This is a genomic window from Halobacillus sp. Marseille-Q1614 (genome assembly GCF_902809865.1).
GTDB lineage: Bacteria > Bacillota > Bacilli > Bacillales > Halobacillaceae > Halobacillus_A.
Window position 1 is genome coordinate 3,257,814 of the sequence record NZ_CADDWH010000001.1, and the last position, 18,799, is coordinate 3,276,612.

Sequence of the window (18,799 nt, forward strand, 5' to 3'; positions counted from 1 at the left end):
ATAGTTACGTTAGGGCGAGGTGCACTAAATGATGTATGATACGAGAAAAATTACAGAAGGGGCTTTAATGACCGGGGCTTATCTGCTATTGTTGTTGATAATTCTATTTACCCCCGGGTTTATCGGCTCGTTTCTATTGTTTATATTACCAATACCGTTTATTTTTTACAGCTACCGCCATGGGTGGAAGCCTGGGATTTTAATGATGACCGCCTCGACGATCTTCACTTTGATTTTCGCGACCGTCTTTTCACTGCCGATCACGCTTCTCGCTGGAGTCGGCGGCTTATTTGTAGGAGGCGCCATGCACAATAAACGCTCCGCTTACGAAACATGGGCGGCCGGCTCGTTAGGGTTTATTATCGGCCTTCTCAGCGTTTATCTGGTTACCCAGCTGTTCTTTGGGCTGAACTGGATGGAAGAGATCCAGACGGCTCTTGATGAAGCATTCTCCATGTCTGAAAACATGATGGGAGCTCTTGGCAGCGGTGAAGAAGTCCAGCAGCAGCTCGAAGGATTTGAAGAGCAGATACGGGCACTGCCTGACTACCTGCCAAGTATATTAGCGATCATGGGCATTCTGTTCGCCTTTGTGAGTCAATGGGTGAGCTATAAGGTGATCAACCGTGTAGAGGGTAAAAAGTTTCAATTTCCCGCAGTTCGTAACTTTAACCTTCCTGTATCCGTATTATGGTATTACTTTTTCGCGCTGATCTTCACATATGTGTTTGCAGAAAGTAATAACATTTGGTATTTGGCAGCGATTAATGTGTATACATTAACTGGAACATTTTTGGTGCTGCAAGGCTTTGCTTTTTTGTTTTATTATGTGGACGTCAAAGAAAAATCGAAAGCTTTGCCGGTCCTGGCAATTGTCGGTTCCTTACTTTTCCCGACAATTCTAATGTATCTTGTACGAATATTAGGTATAATTGATATAGGTTTCTCTCTAAGGCAGCGCTTAGAGCCGAAGAAGTAGTTTTCGTAAACGATGGCAGGAGCTGAATGAACTATGCCGAATTTCATTAAAAAACCAACAATGAGTGGTCATTTATGGGTTATCTATGTGATTTCCATCGCACTTCTAAGCTTCATTTGGTACTACCAATGGGTGCTTGGATTAACGATGACTCTCTTGCTGGCAGGTTCGATTTTCTATAGTGTGCGGACCGAACAGAATATGATCAATGAAACAGAAGAATATATATCGACTCTTTCCTACCGGGTCAAAAAGGTAGGCGAAGAGGCGCTTTTAGAAATGCCTATCGGCATCGTTCTTTACAGCGAAAACTATAAGGTAGAGTGGGCAAACCCTTATATGAATAAGTTCACCAGGAAGGACACCATTGTGGGTGAATCATTAAACGATCTGTCGGAGGATTTAATTCCCCATATTAAAGAGGATCATGGAGAAGTATGGCTTGAAATCGATGATTATCAGCTGCAGGCTCTTGTAAAAAGAGATGAAAGGCTTCTCTACTTCTTTGACCGCACGAACCAGACGAAAATTCACAACTTATATAAAAATGAACAAACCGTTCTTTCTATCATTTTCCTTGATAACTATGAGGAAATTACGCAGGGAATGGATGATACGGCGAAAAGCCAGATAAACTCGCAAGTTACGTCGATTTTAAATAAATGGGCGGAGAACTACGGGATCTACTTGAAGCGGACGTCTCAAGAACGGTTTTTGGCCGTTTTAAACCAGGAGATTTTGCAGCGGCTTGAGAAATCGAAGTTTGAGATTCTCGACGAAGTCCGTGAACTGATCACCGATCAAAATGTACCGCTTACCTTAAGCTTTGGTGTCGGTGTAGGTCCTGTCAGCCTTCCTGAGCTTGGAGAACTGGCACAGTCCAGTCTTGATTTAGCCTTGGGCCGCGGCGGTGATCAGGTCGCGATCAAGGATGAGAGCGGCAAGGTCCGCTTCTACGGCGGTAAAACCAACCCAATGGAAAAAAGAACGCGTGTCCGTGCCCGTGTAATTTCCCATGCGATGAAGGAATTGGTGCAGAACAGTGAGCGCGTGTTGATCATGGGCCACAAAGCACCGGATATGGATGCGATCGGTGCTTCGATCGGTATTTTAAAAATCGCCCAGGCGAATGACAAAAAAGCGGCGATTGTGCTGGACCCTGATGATATTGATACAGGGGTAGGGCGGATGATTGAGGAAATCGAAAAGGATGAAGAACTCTGGTCGCATTTTATTACACCAGAGGATGCGATCGAGCTCGTGACAAACGAAACTCTGCTTGTTATTGTGGATACGCACAAACCTTCTCTCGTAATGGAAGATAAGCTGCTGACGAAGACAGAGCATGTCGTCGTCATTGACCACCACCGCCGGGCAGAGGAATTCATATCTGACCCCACGCTTGTGTATATGGAGCCGTATGCTTCTTCTACAGCGGAGCTTGTGACAGAGCTGTTAGAGTATCAGCCGAAGAAGCTGAAGCTGTCTATGCTTGAAGCCACCTCTCTGCTCTCAGGGATTATTGTAGATACGAAGGCCTTTACCTTAAGGACGGGTTCACGTACATTTGATGCCGCCTCTTATCTTCGTTCTAAAGGGGCAGACACGGTGCTTGTCCAGAAGTTCATGAAAGAAGACCTTGATGTATACGTTAAACGAAGCCGCCTGATTGAAAAAGCGGACGTTTACCGGGACGGCATTGCGATTGCCGCAGCGAAGCCCGGGGAGATCTTCGGACCGGTCATTATCGCGCAAGCGGCTGATACTCTGCTTACAATGACGGGAATCGTATGTTCCTTCGTTATCTCAGAGCGCAAGGATGGCCGTGTCGGAATCAGCGCCCGCTCGCTTGGGGACGTCAACGTTCAGGTGATTATGGAACGTATGAATGGCGGCGGCCACTTAACCAATGCGGCGACGCAGCTGGAAGACACAACGATTGAAGATGCACGATTATTACTGCAAGATATTATAGATGAGTACTTTGAAGGAGGAGACGAAGAATGAAAGTAATTTTCACATCAGACGTTAAAGGGAAAGGCAAGAAAGGCGAAATTAAAAATGTCTCTGACGGCTATGCGCGCAACTACCTTTTAAAAAATAACTTAGCGGTAGAAGCGACAAGCGGTAACCTTAAAGCTCAGCAGGCGAAAGACGCCAAACACGAGCAGCAGGCAGAAAATGAGAAAAAAGAAGCCGAACAGCTTAAAGATAAGCTCGCCGGCCTTGAAGTGAAGCTGGCGGCTAAATCAGGGGATGGCGGCCGCCTGTTTGGATCCATTACGAGCAAGCAGATCGCGGAACAGCTGAAGAAATCCCATAATATTAAAATTGATAAACGTAAAATCGAACTCGATGAACCGATTCGTAATTTAGGATATACGAATGTCCCTGTAAAGCTTCACAATGAAGTGACAGGAACGATCCGTGTGCACGTGGAAGAACAGTAAATGGGGGTCCTTTTCACATCTTTAGGGGAGGAAACAGCTAGTGAGTGAATTATTTAATGACCGGACACCGCCTCATAATATAGAAGCCGAGCAGGCGGTCTTAGGTGCGGTCTTTTTGGAACCTGATGCGATGTCGACAGCCGCAGAATTTTTGCTCCCGGAAGATTTTTACCGGGCCAGCCACCAGCGCATCTTTGAAGTGATGCTCACTCTCTCCGACCGCGGGGAGCCGATTGACCTGGTAACCGTAACATCCGCTTTGGCGAACAACAAAGTGTTGGAGGAAGTAGGCGGGGTTTCCTATTTAAGTGATATAGCCAACTCTGTACCTACCGCAGCCAACATTACCTATTACACGAAAATCGTCAGCGAAAAGTCTACCCTTCGCGGTCTGATTCGCACAGCGACGAATATTGTAACGAGCGGATTTGCGGAAGAGGAAAACATTGAAGACGTCTTAAATTCCGCAGAGAAAGATATTCTAGAAGTATCTCAGCGTAAGAACTCGAGCGCTTTTAAAAATATTAAAGACGTGCTGATCGACGTTTATGACAACATTGAGAATCTGCATAACAGCGATGGAAACGTTACGGGAATTCCCACAGGCTATCGTGATTTAGACCATATCACTTCAGGGTTTCAGCGTAATGATTTAATCATCATTGCTGCCCGTCCATCGATGGGTAAAACGGCGTTCGCTTTAAACATCGCTCAGAACGTCGCTGTTAACTCAGACGAAAATGTGGCCATCTTCAGTCTCGAGATGGGAGCAGACCAGCTCGTATCCCGTATGCTGTGTGCGGAAGGCAATATCGATGCCCAGCGTCTGCGGACAGGGAGTATGGAAGCCGAAGACTGGAACAAGCTGACGATGGCGATGGGGAGCTTGTCTAACGCCGGGATTTACATTGACGATACACCGGGGATCCGCGTCAGTGAAATCCGTTCCAAGTGCCGCCGTTTAAAACAGGAGCACGGACTCGGCATGATCCTGATCGATTACCTGCAGCTTATCCAGGGAAGTGTGAATTCCAAGGAAAACCGCCAGCAGGAAGTATCTGAGATCTCCCGTTCCTTAAAAGGGCTGGCTCGTGAGCTTAATGTTCCGCTTATCGCCTTATCCCAGCTGTCCCGTGGGGTAGAATCCCGTCAGGACAAGCGTCCGATGATGTCAGACTTACGTGAATCCGGATCTATTGAGCAGGACGCCGATATCGTCGGCTTCCTGTACCGTGACGATTACTATGACCAGGAATCAGAAAACCAGAACATTATTGAAATCATTTTAGCTAAGCAGCGTAACGGACCGGTCGGCACCGTATCGCTCGCTTTCGTAAAAGAGTACAACAAGTTCGTGGACTTGGATCACCGGTACAGCGATGCCGATGTTCCGCCCGCTTAGCGGGTGAAAAGACGGTAGACGGAAAAATGGTACCAGGTACCGAAAATCAATATACCGCTTAGCGCTAACTAGCATTTCGGTACCTGGTACCCATATGCTCTCTCTGCCGCGTTAGCACTTATCCCAACAGCAGCCAACCAACAACAAAAAGACTGAGCGCCCGGCGCTCAGTCTTTTTCTATTTCATCACCCTCCGTCACGCCTCCTAATAAGGAGTTACGCCGGATGGGTGGATGAATCTTCTTTTAGCCAGCGGTGAATGGCATACGCGACGCCATGATCATCGTTGGACTTCGTAATAAAATCACTTGCCTCAATCACAGGGTCACGCCCGTTTGCCATAGCAGCGGATTTACCCGCCATCTGAATCATCGATAAGTCATTCGGACTGTCTCCGATAGCGGCTGTATCCTCCATCTCAATTCCAAAATGCCGGGCCAGCTTTTGAAGAGCCAGCCCTTTGGAGGCCTCTTTGTGCTCAAGCTCAAAATTATGAAGGCCGGAACTGACAAGCGTCAGTTCTTCCATCCCTTCAAAGCGGCGCCATCCTTCGGCCCGTTTTTCTTCATCAAATGAGAAAGCGAGAATATTATAAAGCCGTTCTTTAGACTGAATGATCTCCTGATAGGTCTTCACATGGGCAAACCCGGTCTGGCCAAATTGTTTTTCCATTGAATGATAAAGTGTCTTCATATCGGTCTGAGGGTTCGCCGTTTTTAAACGGTCGAGTTCGATCTCCAACAGCCGGCGTCCGTTTTCCGGAGTTAAGATCGCTTCATCGCTGAATACCTCATAATAGAATTCCTTACGCTCCAGCCACTCTAAAATATCTTCTGCGTGGTTAGGAGGAAGCGGCACTGAATCAAACAGCTTCCGCTCCGGCGTGTGAATCGTCGCCCCGTTGGCGCCGATTACCCATGTATTTATATCCGTTTTAGAAAAAACCTGGCGCACATCAAATTCCGCTCGACCTGTAGCTACCACCACTTCTACGCCGTGGCCTTGAGCTTCCTTAATGGCGTCCGCGTTTTCCTTGCTGATCTCACTGTTGTGGTTTAGTAACGTCCCGTCTAAATCAATCGCAATTATTTTCATCTTAAGATTCCTCCTCGGTCACCAGCAGCTCGACTTGATGCTTCGTGAGCAGCTCCTGAAATTCTTCACTAGGAATTTTATCGGTAATTAATAGATCAACATCTTCAAGTGTGGCGTATTGATAAAAATCAGTAACCCCTATTTTTGTATGGTCAGCGAGCACACTCACCTGCTTCGCCTGCTGGATCATTTTACGCTTCACCATGCCGTCTTCTTCGTGAGCGAGCGTTAAGCCGTTTTCTGAGATTCCGACAACACCGATAAACGCATGATCGACGTAGTAAGCAGAGAGCCGCTCAATGACAGATGCTCCATACAGAAAACGATGCTGCTTCTCCAGCTGTCCGCCGAGCAGGTGAATATGCGCATACGGCTGGCTCGATAGAATGTCCGCAATGTTGATCGAGTTCGTAATCACGGTACACTCCGTCTCAAGCTGGCTTGCGCACGACTGTACGGTTGTTGAAGCATCAAGGATGATGTTATCCCCTTTACCTATAAGGGAAGCCGCTTTACGTCCGATTTCCAGCTTCTCTTTTGAAAAGGTCTGCAGCCGATTGGAATAGTCTTTCACTTCATGGGGCTGGGAAGGGAGAATCGCTCCGCCCCGCGTCCTTACAACCGCTCGCTGTTCCTCAAGCTTCACGAGGTCACGGCGGGCGGTATCACGAGAAACACCAAACAGCTCACAGATTTTCTCCACGGAGATACGACGTTCTTTATTTAAAAAGCTTTGTATTTCAATTAATCGTTCCTCTTGATACACGATTTAGCACCTTCTTGATCATATTATATAAGTTATTGTAAGTAATTATGATGATTTTTTCAAGTGATATAAGTAAAAGTAAGTAAATGCAAGTAATATCTGCACAGATAATAATCGAACATTTTTCCTATTTATAATGTTAATGTTCGTCTTTCGCATTGACTCAGTGGCGTATAATTGGTAAACTGACGGTGGAAATCATTTAGAAGTAAATTAAATAGGCGGAGGTGCCTTATGTCTTCAGTAGTAGTTGTCGGAACCCAGTGGGGGGACGAAGGTAAAGGTAAAATCACTGACTTTTTGTCACAGAATGCCGAGGTTGTCGCTCGTTATCAGGGCGGAAATAACGCCGGCCATACGATTAAATTTGACGGAGTTACTTACAAATTGCACCTGATTCCATCCGGGATCTTTTTCAATGACAAAGAATGTGTACTCGGAAATGGAATGGTTATTGATCCTAAAGCCTTGCTTGAAGAAATTAAATACTTACACGATAAAGGGGTATCTACGGATAACCTGCGGATCAGCAACCGCGCTCATGTCATCCTTCCTTATCACTTGAAGCTGGATGAGCTTCAGGAAGAAGACAAAGGAGCAAATAAGATCGGTACGACGAAAAAAGGAATCGGCCCTGCGTACATGGATAAAGCCGCTCGTACGGGGATTAGAATTGCTGACCTGCTGGATAAAGAGAGCTTTGCTGAGAAGCTCGAGCAAAATCTGGCGGAGAAAAACCGTTTATTTGAAAAAGTTTATGAGACAGCTTTATTTACAGTTGAAGAAATCTTAGACGAATACTATGAATATGGACAGGAAATCGCAAAGTATGTGTGCGATACTTCTGTTGTTCTAAACAATAATTTAGACGATGGCCGCCGTGTTCTTTTTGAAGGAGCCCAAGGGGTTATGCTGGATATCGACCAGGGAACGTATCCGTTTGTTACCTCCTCCAACCCGATTGCCGGAGGTGTAACGATTGGATCAGGTGTCGGCCCATCAAAAATTAAGCACGTCGTTGGCGTATCCAAAGCGTATACGACTCGTGTCGGCGATGGCCCTTTCCCAACAGAGCTTAACGATGAAACAGGCGATAAGATCCGCGAGGTCGGAAACGAATACGGAACGACAACAGGGCGTCCGCGCCGCGTCGGCTGGTTCGACAGCGTTGTTGTACGCCATGCGCGCCGCGTGAGCGGAATTACCGACCTGTCGCTGAACTCAATCGATGTTCTAACAGGTATTGAAACTCTGAAAATATGTACAGCCTATAAATATAAAGGCGAAATTATGGAAGAGTTCCCGGCAAGCCTTAAAGTACTGGCTGAATGTGAGCCGGTATACGAAGAAATGCCAGGCTGGAGCGAAGACATCACAGGTGTAAAATCTCTACACGAGCTTCCGCCAAACGCCAGACATTATGTGGAACGCGTCTCTCAGTTAACAGGAATTCCGCTTTCTATCTTTTCTGTAGGGCCCGACCGCTCCCAGACGAATATCGTAAGAAGCGTATACAGCCCACTATAAAAAATTACATCACGTCTTCCTGAATGTGAGGAAGGCGTGTTTATTTTTGTTCAATTTGGATAAAAAATAGATACGAGAAGGAGGATCAGCCATGAAGAGAATTAGTGTATTTGCTGGATCAAGTGCGGGACACGACCCTGATTTTGCCGCGCAGGCTGAACAATTAGGAAGAGCTTTTGCTGAGAAAAAGATCGAGCTCGTTTACGGCGGGGCGAAAAGCGGCCTTATGGGGAAGCTCGCTGACTCAATCCTTGAAGCAGGCGGCCAGGTAACAGGTGTTATGCCTACCCCTCTTTTTGAAAAAGAAATCGTTCACAGCGGCGTGACAACGTTTATAGAAGTAGACACCATGCACCAGCGCAAAGAAAAGATGAGTGAGCTCGCTGACGGGTTCATCGCACTGCCCGGCGGTTTTGGGACGTTTGAGGAACTGTTTGAAACAATCACATGGGCACAGATCGGCCTGCACGTAAAGCCGATTGGAATTTTTAATATCAAAAACTATTATACGCCGCTGATGGACTTAATCGATCATTCCATAGAAGCAGGATTCGTCTCTTACGATCACAGAAAGCTGTTAATAGAGTCCGCGGATGCCCGCGATCTAGTAAGCAGGCTCGAAAATCACAGCGAGTTTTAAAAAATCTATTGCGTCATCTTTTGAGTGTATGGTATGATATTCTTCGTTGCGGTAAAGAAGAATATCATTCAGTGGTCCGGTAGTTCAGTTGGTTAGAATGCCTGCCTGTCACGCAGGAGGTCGCGGGTTCGAGTCCCGTCCGGACCGCCACTTAATTTTTATTATGGCTCGGCAGATCAGTCGGTAGAGAAGCCGTAAAACTTCCTGAACAAGCTTCATCGCAGGCTTTGCGAGGAGCGTACGCTTCACCGAATGTACTTGCAACGAGACGAGCACAGAACATCTTCGAATCTGCATCGAAACAAGATACAGAGCGAAAACAAACTAGAAAATTTTAATCTTAACATGGCTCGGTAGCTCAGTCGGTAGAGCAACGGACTGAAAATCCGTGTGTCGGCGGTTCGATTCCGTCCCGAGCCACTCCAAAAAAGCGTCTGCTATTTTAGCAGGCGCTTTTTTTTATTTGATATGTAGAGGGAAACAATGTGTTCCTTTTCCTAAGAATAGAGAAAAGGAGGCTGGAAAATCACTCGCTTTCCGCGGGGAGCCGCCGAGCCTCCTCGTTTCACTTCGGGGGTCTCGCCCTTGGCTCTATCTCCCTGCAGGAGTCTCGCAATTTCCCAGCCCTCCTCAAGAAATTATTGAAAAAAAGGAACTTTATATCCTGAAACCTATTACGGTAAAGGGCCAGGGGAAACGGTGAGCCTCCTATGGGATAACAGAACAGGGTGAGATCCCGGAGGGCAAAGCCCGAGGAAGCTCACCGTTCGCCCATGGAAAGCGAGTCGTTTTCCCGGGCCCGTTTCTATTGACTGTGGATCAAAACTGAAGCACTATAAGAAATCTGGAGACTTCCTTTTTCCATAGTTTTAAAGAAATCCCATCCAGCACATCCAGCTTTTTTCAAAATCTTATGTAATAACCTTGTAATCTATTATGAATATTCAACCAATTTAGAGAGCAAAATTACACATATCGTGTATTAAGTAAACTTTTACATGAGTATTTTGGAAAGAATATTATAAATTATTTACATCGCTTTCATATAGCCCACACAGTATTTTTCCTATGTTAAATTTATAAAGTGCCAAAAAATACGAGAAAAAGACAAATATACAGAAAATGAGACAGACTGAGTAAAAGGTAGGGGGAAGACAAGTGAAAGAGACGACCGGCCTATGGAAAAAGGCTGCCGCCATTGCTTTCCTTGTGATTAGTTTAAGTTTTGGTACGGCTTATGCCGAGGGGAGTGTAGAAACTATATACCACGTTTACGTAGGTGATAAACCTGTAGGCATCGTAGATAGTAAACAAAAAGTGCAGGAGCACATGAACCAACGCTTAGATGAAGAACAGGAAAAGCATGAAGATTACGAGATAACTTATATGAATGATGTTCGATTTTTTCCAGAGAAAAAGTTTACTCCGGATTTTGACCCAGCAGAGACCATTGACAGATTAGATAAAGAGATAAAGATCGGTGTCGAAGCTGTAGGACTCCAAGTAGACGGGGAAACCGTTGGATTTCTTCCTAATGAAGAGAAAGCTGAATCTGTCGTACAAGAATATAAAGAGAAATTTGTCGATGAGGAAGCTTTAAAAGAAGTGGAAGAACGAAAAGAAGCTGGAGAAAATCCTGAAATTGAGGAATCTACGATTATCAATGTAAAGCTTACCGAAGAAGTTGAACATGTAGAGAAAGTCGTGGAGCCTGAGGACATCATCAAAGTTGAGAAAGCGGCTGACCTTCTAGAAGAGGGAATGAATGAAGAGAAAGTTCATCAAGCAGAAAAAGGGCAGGCTATTCAAGAAATAGCTTATCAATATGACCTCTCACAGGACGACCTGCTTGAAATGAATCCACAGCTTGAAGAGAAAGAAGTTCTTGATACGAGCCAGGAGATTAAAGTCATGAACACAGGCCCTTTAACGGAAGTTTTAATTAAAGAAGAGGGAAAAAAGACAAAGAAAATCCCTTATAAAACGGAAGTGGTCGAAACCGACGAGCTTGAAAAGGGTACAGAGAAAGTTAAACAAAAAGGTAAAGACGGCGAAAAAGAAGTACATTATTATAAAACAAAGATAAATGATCGCACGACGGACGAGGGCATTATTAAAGAGAAAGAGATAAAAGAGCCCGTGAAAGAAATCGTATTGAAAGGCACAAAGGTTATTCCTTCCAAAGGAACAGGTAATTTCGGCTGGCCGGCTGTAGGCGGTTCGATTACGAGTAAACAGGGAGAACGCTGGGGATCCTTCCATAAAGGGATCGATATCGCCGGCGTCAGTGATCGTACCATCCGGGCAGCGGATAACGGAAAAGTTGTTTCTGCCGGAAGAGATGGAGCATATGGAAACAAAGTAGTTATTGATCATAACAATGGGTATAGAACGACATATGCTCATCTGAAATCCATTAGTGTGAATGTCGGAGATGTAGTGGAAAAAGGTTCCTCCATAGGACAAATGGGGACAACTGGTCGTTCGACTGGCGTCCACCTGCATTTTGAAATTCATAAGAACGGTTCATTGATAAATCCAATGGATCACTTGTAAAACAGCAGCTGCTATGGCACTATTCATAGCAGCTGCTGTTTTGTTTTGGCAGTATAAGACTTTTTCGTTGAAATAAGTTAAAATAAAGTGAAAGCGCAAAGTTGATGAAAAGGATGTGACTTTTAAATGGCGCAGAAAATATTAGTAGTAGACGATGAAAAGCCAATTGCAGATATATTGAAATTTAACTTAGAAAAAGAGGGATATGAGGTTGTTTGTGCCTATGACGGAGATGAAGCGATCCGCAAGGCTAATGACGAAAAGCCTGAATTGATCTTACTCGACATTATGCTTCCGAATAAAGATGGAAATGAAGTGTGCCGGGAAGTAAGAAAAAATCATACAATGCCGATCATTATGCTGACGGCTAAAGATGCAGAGATTGATAAAGTACTAGGCCTCGAAATGGGGGCTGACGATTACGTAACGAAGCCGTTCAGCAACCGTGAGCTCATCGCCCGTGTGAAGGCGAACCTTCGCCGGCACCAGCAGGAACCGGAAGAGCCTGGCCGGCAGACGAAGGATATTACGATCGGCCGTTTAGCGATCCACCCCGATGCTTATACCGTTACCCGCGATGGTTCGTACATTGAACTGACTCATCGTGAATTTGAGCTGCTTCATTACTTAGCCCGTCATATTGGACAGGTGATGACCCGTGAGCATCTTCTTGAGACGGTATGGGGTTATGATTACTATGGCGATGTTCGTACGGTCGATGTAACCGTCCGCCGCCTTCGTGAGAAAATTGAGGAGAGCCCAAGTAATCCTGTTTGGATTGTGACTCGCCGCGGGGTAGGGTATTACTTAAGAAATCCTGAACAGGACTAGGGCAGTGGGTGGAATGAAAAAGGTAGGATTTTTTCAGTCGGTACGGCTGAAGCTGACCCTGGTTTATATACTGCTTCTTCTGCTAGGAATCCAGGTGATTGGTTCCTATTTCGTTGGAAAACTTGAAGATCAGCTGGAGGCGAACTTCGAAGAATCGATTGAGGGGCGGATGCGGTCTCTCACGTATAGTTTACAGAACACTTTTGAGACCGAACGGGGAGAATCCGACCCCTCCCTGCAGTCAGATGTACAGAGTTTGATCAATGATTTTGATGAAAACGATATTCATAAGCTTCAGGTTGTTAACAGCAGCAGCCGTATCATTGCGACCGATGGCGGCGATTTTACTTATTCAGATGTCGGTAAAAAGACGAATGATGCCAAGGTGCTGCGCGCTCTTATCTATGGAAATACCGATCCGGAAATTATGCAGCACCCGGTGAGCGGTGACCGCCTCTGGGTAGGAGCTATCCCTGTCACCGCCAGTAATGGCGATGAGATATACGCCGCTGTTTATTTTGAAGCAGACATGAGTAATATTTACAACCAATTGCAGGAAATAAATTCCATATTTGCTCAAGGAACACTTTTAGCGATTACGGTTACCGCCCTTTTAGGCATACTTATGGCACGGACGATTACGAAGCCTTTATCCGAGATGAGAAGGCAGGCGCAAATCATGGCCACCGGGGACTTTTCACAAAAAGTTACCGTACATGGTAATGATGAGATCGGCCAGCTGGGTGTAACATTCAATGACTTAAATGATAAGCTCAAGCTCTCCCAGGCTACGACAGAAGGCGAGCGAAGGAAACTAAGCTCGGTCCTTTCAAATATGTCGGATGGCGTTATCGCGACAGACCGTCTAGGGGCGATTACGCTTATGAACGCACCGGCTTCTAAGCTGATCGGCCAAAGCTTTGAAGAAGTGCAGGGACAGTCGCTGATCGATATTCTCGATTTAACCGATCAAATGAATGAAATATCGGAAATTGAAACCGTTGGATCGATGATTATTGACTTAAGCAGTGATGATCAGCAGCTGCTCATTAAAGCCAATTTCTCAGTCGTAGAAGACGAAAATGAAGAAATGAACGGCTTTATTACCGTGTTGAGTGATGTAACAGAGCAGGAGAGAGTAGCCGAGGAACGCCGTGAGTTCGTTTCCAATGTATCGCACGAGCTGCGCACGCCGCTGACGACGATGCGAAGCTACCTAGAAGCACTCACGGATGGAGCATGGGAAGATAAAGAGATCGCCCCTCAATTTCTCGGGGTGGCCCAGAATGAGACCGACCGCATGATCCGTCTCGTGAACGATTTATTGCAATTGTCGAAAATGGATCGGAAAGATACCGGGCTGTTTAAGGAAAAAGTCGAGTTTGTCGGCCATTTCCATCATGTGATCGACCGTTTCGACATGCACCGCCATGAGAATATTACTTTCAAACGGGAGCTCTCCGAACAGGAACTCTTCGTCTGGATTGATAAAGATAAGATTACGCAGGTGCTCGACAATATCATATCGAATGCGGTTAAATATTCGCCAGAGGGCGGAACGATTACGTTTCGAGCCGAATCTAAGAAAAAACAATTACTGGTCAGCATCTCAGACCAGGGGTTAGGCATGCCTTCGAACACCGTGGACAAAATATTTGATCGCTTTTACCGCGTCGACAAAGCCCGGTCGCGGGAAATGGGCGGAACCGGACTTGGCCTCGCTATTTCCCGGGAAATAATCGAAGCTCATCATGGTCAAATATGGGCGCACAGTAAAGAAGGCAAAGGGACCACTATATTCTTTACACTTCCGCTCATTAACCAGAAGCGGAGGAAGCGAAAATGAAAGTAGAAACGATAAAAACGATCATTCTCGTCCTGTTAATTATGTTCAGCCTGCTCTTAACAGTAGCTTTATGGACGTATCAGCCGAACTATGACAGTTTGGAAAATGAAGATGGAGTTATTGATGAAACGAGTATTAATGGAGAAGAAGTGGAGATCTCATCTTTAATCGCTCCCAATAAGTTCATTTTTCATAGAAACGGACTCCATTACGCTTTTAGTGATCCGGAGAATGTGACGGTTACATTTAATGAACTGCAGGAGTGGACGATGAGAGATTTAATTCAAATTGAAGATGCCGGCATTCCAGAACACGACGGCTCTATGGTGGAAGTGACATTCCCAACGGAAATCCCAAGCCAGGCCATGCCGGGACTTTTCACCCTTGAAGATGAAAGCCAGGGCGTACCGCCGGGTGAATTTAACCGCATGTTCTTTGTGTTTAGAGAGAATGGCGGGGCCGAAGTCTTTTTCACCTCAGACCGCCCTGACGCTTCTTCCTTCAGAGCGACGATCTCAGAGGATGATGCCAGCAGGCTTAAGGCAGCATCTAATGAGGAGAGCCAGTTAACCGATCAGGTGGCCTTTAAGAAGGAAGATCAGCGCCCGATTTATCTTCCGAAAGGGCCTGTATCTGTCGAAAAAGATCTCGTGCAGCCGAAGAGAATCGAAATTTTGCCGCTGCAAAATGAGCTTTTCCCTAATCCGGCCGCTGTAAAAAATACTTCAACATCATCAACTGAGCAGCGATTAACCGACTACTACCGCCGTCTCGAAGTTTTTGCACAGGGAAAACGAATGGAATATGTCGATCTTGTGCCGAATGATACGGAAGTGCAGTCAACATTAAGCTCTTACGATGTGTTAGAAGAAAGTGTGAACTTTATTAACGGCCATGAAGGATGGACGGATACGTTCAGGCTGAACCAATTCAGCCCGTCTCCAGCGAACTCAACCGTTCAATTCAATATGTATTTTGATAACTATCCACTGCTCGAAAGCTCAGATGATATCCACAAAATCGAGCTGGAATTTGAGGAGCAAACCGTGCAGCGGTATATGCGCCCGCTTCTTGATTTTGAAGCTTATTATCAAAGTCCAAACCAGACGGAACAATTAACGTCCGGGGAAAACGTGATTTCATTTCTTGAGAATTCGAACCAGTACAGCCTCCGCTTAATTGAAGATATTCAGGTCGGCTATCGAATTGAGCCGCAGGTGCAGGGCTATCAAGTCTATGAACTCGTTCCGGCCTGGTTCGTATTGGAGAACGGCCGTTGGAAGGAAATTACCGAGCTGACGGAAGGAGGAGATCCAAATGCAATGGGGACAAATTAAAACCTTGTTTATCATCAGCTTTCTCATTTTGGACCTCTTCCTTCTTCAGCAGTTTCTAACCAAACAGGAGAAGGCCGAGGATGTAGGAACCATTCAAGATTCCACTCTGGTAGAAAGTTACAGAGACGAGGATATTACGATTGCGGATGATGTTCCTGATGAAACTCCGGAAGTCGCCTCGTTAACGGCCTCTCCTGGAAAGTTTTCGGATGCCCGCCTTGAGCAGATCCGAAAGATTAACGACCAGGACATCCGGGTTTATGGCGGCGAGCTTCTCGTTTCCACATTGGATGACCCTGTTTCCGTTGATGTTGATAACGTTTCAGAAGTAGTCAGTGATCATGTCCCGTTTAGCAGCCAGTATTCCTATTGGGGATGGAACCAGGATAGAGATAAGATCTTATTTTTCCAAACTTCCAACTCGAATACGATTTACTATAACTCTGCCGGGGTATTGATAATAGACGTAGCCAATGGAGAAATGACCGGATATAAAGCAACCATTCTTGAACCTGGAGAATCGGAAGAAAACATTGAAGAAGAGCTGCTCAGTCCAACGGATGTGATTCAAATTCTGTTTGGTGACGGGATGATTACCTCCGGGGACGAGGTAACGAGCATGACCATGGGTTATCACTCAGCAGCTAACCTTGACCCTCTGCAGGTGTTTGCGCCGACGTGGAAAGTGACCGTCAACGGGCAAGAGGATCACTTTGTCAACGCGCTTGCTGTTGAGGGGCAGATTTTAAGTATTGAGGAAGAAAGATTTATTCGAGATACGATGCAGTCCTTTCAGGAAATTATAGATGAAAATGAACAGGACGTATTTTCTAATCAGGAAACAGATACGGACAATGACGACGATGACCAGCCAGGTATGAGTGACTAGATAAAAAATGGAGTGACATGTAATGACGATGCAATTTAGTGTGCTCGCTTCAGGCAGTACAGGCAATGCCTTTTATATAGAGTCGGGAGAGGAAAAAATTCTAGTAGATGCGGGGCTGAGCGGGAAAAAAATCGAAGGGCTTTTGGAACAGATTCAAGTCAACCCGAGCGATTTATCCCGCATCCTCGTTACTCATGAGCATAGTGATCATATTAAAGGGCTTGGCATTATGGCCCGCCGCTATAATTTGCCGATCTATGCGAATGAGAAAACGTGGAATGCGATGGAAAGCCACCTGGGCAAGCTGTCGCTCGATCAGAAGTTCCATTTCAATATGGAAGAGACCCAAAACTTCGGCGGGATCGACGTCGAATCATTTGCCGTCTCGCATGACGCGGCAGATCCGATGTTTTATACCTTCTGTAAAGATGGGAAGAAGGTTTCTCTTGTGACCGATCTCGGCTATGTATCAGAACGGATTAAGAAAACCGTCGAAGCATCAGACGCGCTTGTGTTTGAATCCAATCATGACGTCAGTATGCTGCGCATGGGCCGCTATCCATGGAATATAAAGCGCAGGATTCTCGGGGATTCGGGGCACGTATCCAATGAAGACTGTGCGCTTGCGCTGACGGATATTTTAGATGACTGCACAAAGCGGGTCTACCTCGCCCACTTAAGTTTAGATAACAATATGAAGGACTTAGCGAGAATGTCGGTTAAGAACGTATTGGAGGAACGGGGATTTGAAATTGGACGCCGGATTGAGCTTCACGATACCGATCCAGTGACGGCCACTCCTCTCTATAAAGTTTAAATAGTTTTAAAATAAAAGGTTTAAGGTAACAATAAGGTAGAAGACAAGAAAGGACAGGTGATAGCCGTGGGCTACTACGACGATCATTCACCAGCCACCAGGCAGCAAAAGAACCGCCGCCGGTACATGATGCCAACCGTAATTGGCCTTGTACTTGGAGCTGTTCTTGTGCTGCTCGCGTTACCGGCGCTGGTTCAGACTAATTTACTTCCTTATAACATTACCGTTCCCGATGAAGAAAGCGAATCCATAGATGAGGACTCCACCACCAGAAGCGAACAGGTGGAATACGACGTGAATACCCAGATTACAGAAGTCGTAGAAGAAGTAACCCCCTCCGTCGTGGGTGTGGTAAACCTTCAGAACCAGTCGGACTTTTGGAACAGCCAAAATAATCCTGCCCAGGCAGGCGAAGGCTCCGGCGTCATTTATAAAACAGAAGGAGACACGGCTTACGTTGTCACGAACAACCACGTCATCGAAGGGGCCAGTGAAATTGAAGTGGTTCTCTTTGACGACACGAGAATACCGGCTGAGTTAATCGGCGGAGACGTATTTACGGATTTAGCTGTACTTAAAATGTCGAGTGAAGATGTAACGAAGGTTGCTGAGATTGGCTCCTCTGAACCCTTGAAAGTCGGCGAACCGGCGATTGCCATAGGGAACCCGTTAGGTCTGCGCTTTGCCGGATCTGTGACTAAAGGAATTATCAGCGGGACGCAGCGCGCGATTCCACAGGACTTTAACAATGACGGCCAGGAAGACTGGCAGGCAGAAGTTATTCAGACCGATGCCGCCATTAACCCGGGGAACAGCGGGGGTGCCCTTATCAATATTAAGGGACAGCTGATTGGCATTAACTCGATGAAAGTGGCCCAGTCCTCTGTTGAAGGAATCGGCTTTGCCATCCCGATTGATTCGGCCATGCCTATCATAGAAGAATTAGAGAAGAGCGGACAGGTGACCCGCGCATTTATTGGAGTTGAAGCTTACGGATTAAATGAAGTACCGTCCTCTGAATGGGAGTCCACCTTAAATCTTCCGGAAGAAGTGGAAGGCGGCTTATATATCCGCAGCGTCTCTCAAATGTCTCCGGCGGCTAAAGCAGGACTTGAACCGCTCGATGTCATTACAGAGCTCGACGGTGAGCCGGTCAATGATATTATTGATTTGCGTAAGTATTTGTACGACAAAAAAGATCCTGGTGATGAACTGGAGATTACGTATTACCGTGACGGTGAGCCGAATACAACGACCGTTACACTGGCAACGCAGGAATAAATGTTGTTCATAGCATAATGAAAGGCTGTCGAGAATTTCTCGACAGCTTATTTTTGTGAGGAAGTATGCTTATCCAAAAGTCCTGATTTTTTATCCACACCATGTGAATAGTTCTCTGGATAAGGAGCACATATGGTAGCGAACATACATACGAAATACAAGATACGCACCTCAAATTGTGCATATGTGCATATTTTTGTGGATAACCTGTTTATAGGTTTGAATAACTTGTGCATAGACCAAAAGTCACAAGTACTGTGCATAAGTCTGTGGATAATTGTGGGTAACTCAAGTCGTTAGTCAAGTTACCCACATGTACACAGTTTTTCCCCAGACCTCTTCTACATAAATCAGCAATTCTAGACAAGAAGCGACACCTTTCT

15 protein-coding genes and 2 tRNA genes are annotated in these 18,799 nt (G+C 45.8%); 15 read left to right on the top strand and 2 right to left on the bottom strand.

What is annotated here, in order from left to right:
• The first annotated feature begins 28 nt into the window (after positions 1–28).
• Genes HUS26_RS16435 through dnaB form a run of 4 tightly spaced genes read left to right on the top strand, consistent with a single transcriptional unit; the run spans position 29 to position 4,831 of the window.
• Positions 29–979: a YybS family protein gene (locus HUS26_RS16435; RefSeq protein WP_254434223.1), complete on the top strand. Its 951-nt coding sequence runs from the start codon at positions 29–31 to the stop codon at positions 977–979.
• A 33-nt stretch (positions 980–1,012) separates the two neighbouring features.
• The gene (locus tag HUS26_RS16440) at positions 1,013–2,986 is read left to right on the top strand and encodes a DHH family phosphoesterase (RefSeq protein WP_173918125.1); all 1,974 of its coding nucleotides are present in this window, start codon (positions 1,013–1,015) and stop codon (positions 2,984–2,986) included.
• On the top strand, positions 2,983–3,429 hold the full coding sequence (gene rplI / locus HUS26_RS16445) for a 50S ribosomal protein L9 (protein ID WP_173918126.1): 447 nt from the start codon (positions 2,983–2,985) through the stop codon (positions 3,427–3,429). Before HUS26_RS16440 ends, rplI begins: the two co-directional genes overlap by 4 nt.
• A 40-nt stretch (positions 3,430–3,469) precedes the next feature.
• Positions 3,470–4,831 carry a replicative DNA helicase gene (dnaB, locus tag HUS26_RS16450; RefSeq protein WP_173918127.1) on the top strand — a complete coding sequence of 454 codons (1,362 nt, stop codon included), beginning with the start codon at positions 3,470–3,472 and terminating at the stop codon, positions 4,829–4,831.
• A gap of 216 nt (positions 4,832–5,047) precedes the next feature.
• Here dnaB and HUS26_RS16455 read toward each other — a convergent pair whose 3' ends face one another.
• Both HUS26_RS16455 and HUS26_RS16460 read right to left on the bottom strand, forming a co-directional pair.
• Positions 5,048–5,926: a Cof-type HAD-IIB family hydrolase gene (locus tag HUS26_RS16455; protein ID WP_173918128.1), complete on the bottom strand. Its 879-nt coding sequence runs from the start codon at positions 5,924–5,926 to the stop codon at positions 5,048–5,050.
• A 1-nt stretch (position 5,927) separates the two neighbouring features.
• On the bottom strand, positions 5,928–6,692 hold the full coding sequence (locus HUS26_RS16460) for a DeoR/GlpR family DNA-binding transcription regulator (RefSeq protein WP_173918129.1): 765 nt from the start codon (positions 6,690–6,692) through the stop codon (positions 5,928–5,930).
• 234 nt (positions 6,693–6,926) lie between these two features.
• Between HUS26_RS16460 and HUS26_RS16465 the strand changes: the two genes are divergently transcribed.
• The 11 genes from HUS26_RS16465 (at position 6,927) to HUS26_RS16515 (ending at position 18,416) form a co-directional block, all read left to right on the top strand.
• The gene (locus HUS26_RS16465; RefSeq protein ID WP_173918130.1) at positions 6,927–8,219 is read left to right on the top strand and encodes an adenylosuccinate synthase; all 1,293 of its coding nucleotides are present in this window, start codon (positions 6,927–6,929) and stop codon (positions 8,217–8,219) included.
• A gap of 91 nt (positions 8,220–8,310) precedes the next feature.
• Positions 8,311–8,859: a TIGR00730 family Rossman fold protein gene (locus tag HUS26_RS16470; protein WP_173918131.1), complete on the top strand. Its 549-nt coding sequence runs from the start codon at positions 8,311–8,313 to the stop codon at positions 8,857–8,859.
• Positions 8,860–8,932: 73 nt separating this feature from the next.
• Positions 8,933–9,009: transfer RNA gene (locus HUS26_RS16475), tRNA-Asp, on the top strand.
• 197 nt (positions 9,010–9,206) lie between these two features.
• A tRNA-Phe gene (locus HUS26_RS16480) sits at positions 9,207–9,279 on the top strand.
• Between the two features lie 738 nt (positions 9,280–10,017).
• Positions 10,018–11,415, top strand: a complete 1,398-nt coding sequence (locus HUS26_RS16485) for a peptidoglycan DD-metalloendopeptidase family protein (protein ID WP_173918132.1) — start codon at positions 10,018–10,020, stop codon at positions 11,413–11,415.
• A 126-nt stretch (positions 11,416–11,541) separates the two neighbouring features.
• The gene (yycF, locus tag HUS26_RS16490) at positions 11,542–12,246 is read left to right on the top strand and encodes a response regulator YycF (RefSeq protein ID WP_173918133.1); all 705 of its coding nucleotides are present in this window, start codon (positions 11,542–11,544) and stop codon (positions 12,244–12,246) included.
• 13 nt (positions 12,247–12,259) lie between these two features.
• Entirely contained in the window at positions 12,260–14,092 is a 1,833-nt protein-coding gene (walK, locus tag HUS26_RS16495) for a cell wall metabolism sensor histidine kinase WalK (RefSeq protein ID WP_173918134.1), read from the top strand.
• Positions 14,089–15,429: a YycH family regulatory protein gene (locus HUS26_RS16500; protein ID WP_173918135.1), complete on the top strand. Its 1,341-nt coding sequence runs from the start codon at positions 14,089–14,091 to the stop codon at positions 15,427–15,429. Before walK ends, HUS26_RS16500 begins: the two co-directional genes overlap by 4 nt.
• Positions 15,410–16,318 (top strand): two-component system regulatory protein YycI, encoded by a 909-nt coding sequence (locus HUS26_RS16505; RefSeq protein WP_173918136.1) that lies wholly within the window; start codon positions 15,410–15,412, stop codon positions 16,316–16,318. The genes HUS26_RS16500 and HUS26_RS16505 overlap by 20 nt, the downstream gene beginning before the upstream one ends.
• 22 nt (positions 16,319–16,340) lie before the next feature.
• On the top strand, positions 16,341–17,135 hold the full coding sequence (locus tag HUS26_RS16510; protein WP_173918137.1) for an MBL fold metallo-hydrolase: 795 nt from the start codon (positions 16,341–16,343) through the stop codon (positions 17,133–17,135).
• A 66-nt stretch (positions 17,136–17,201) separates the two neighbouring features.
• Complete coding sequence (locus tag HUS26_RS16515) at positions 17,202–18,416, top strand: S1C family serine protease (protein ID WP_173918138.1); 1,215 nt, start codon at positions 17,202–17,204, stop codon at positions 18,414–18,416.
• Positions 18,417–18,799 lie beyond the last annotated feature (383 nt).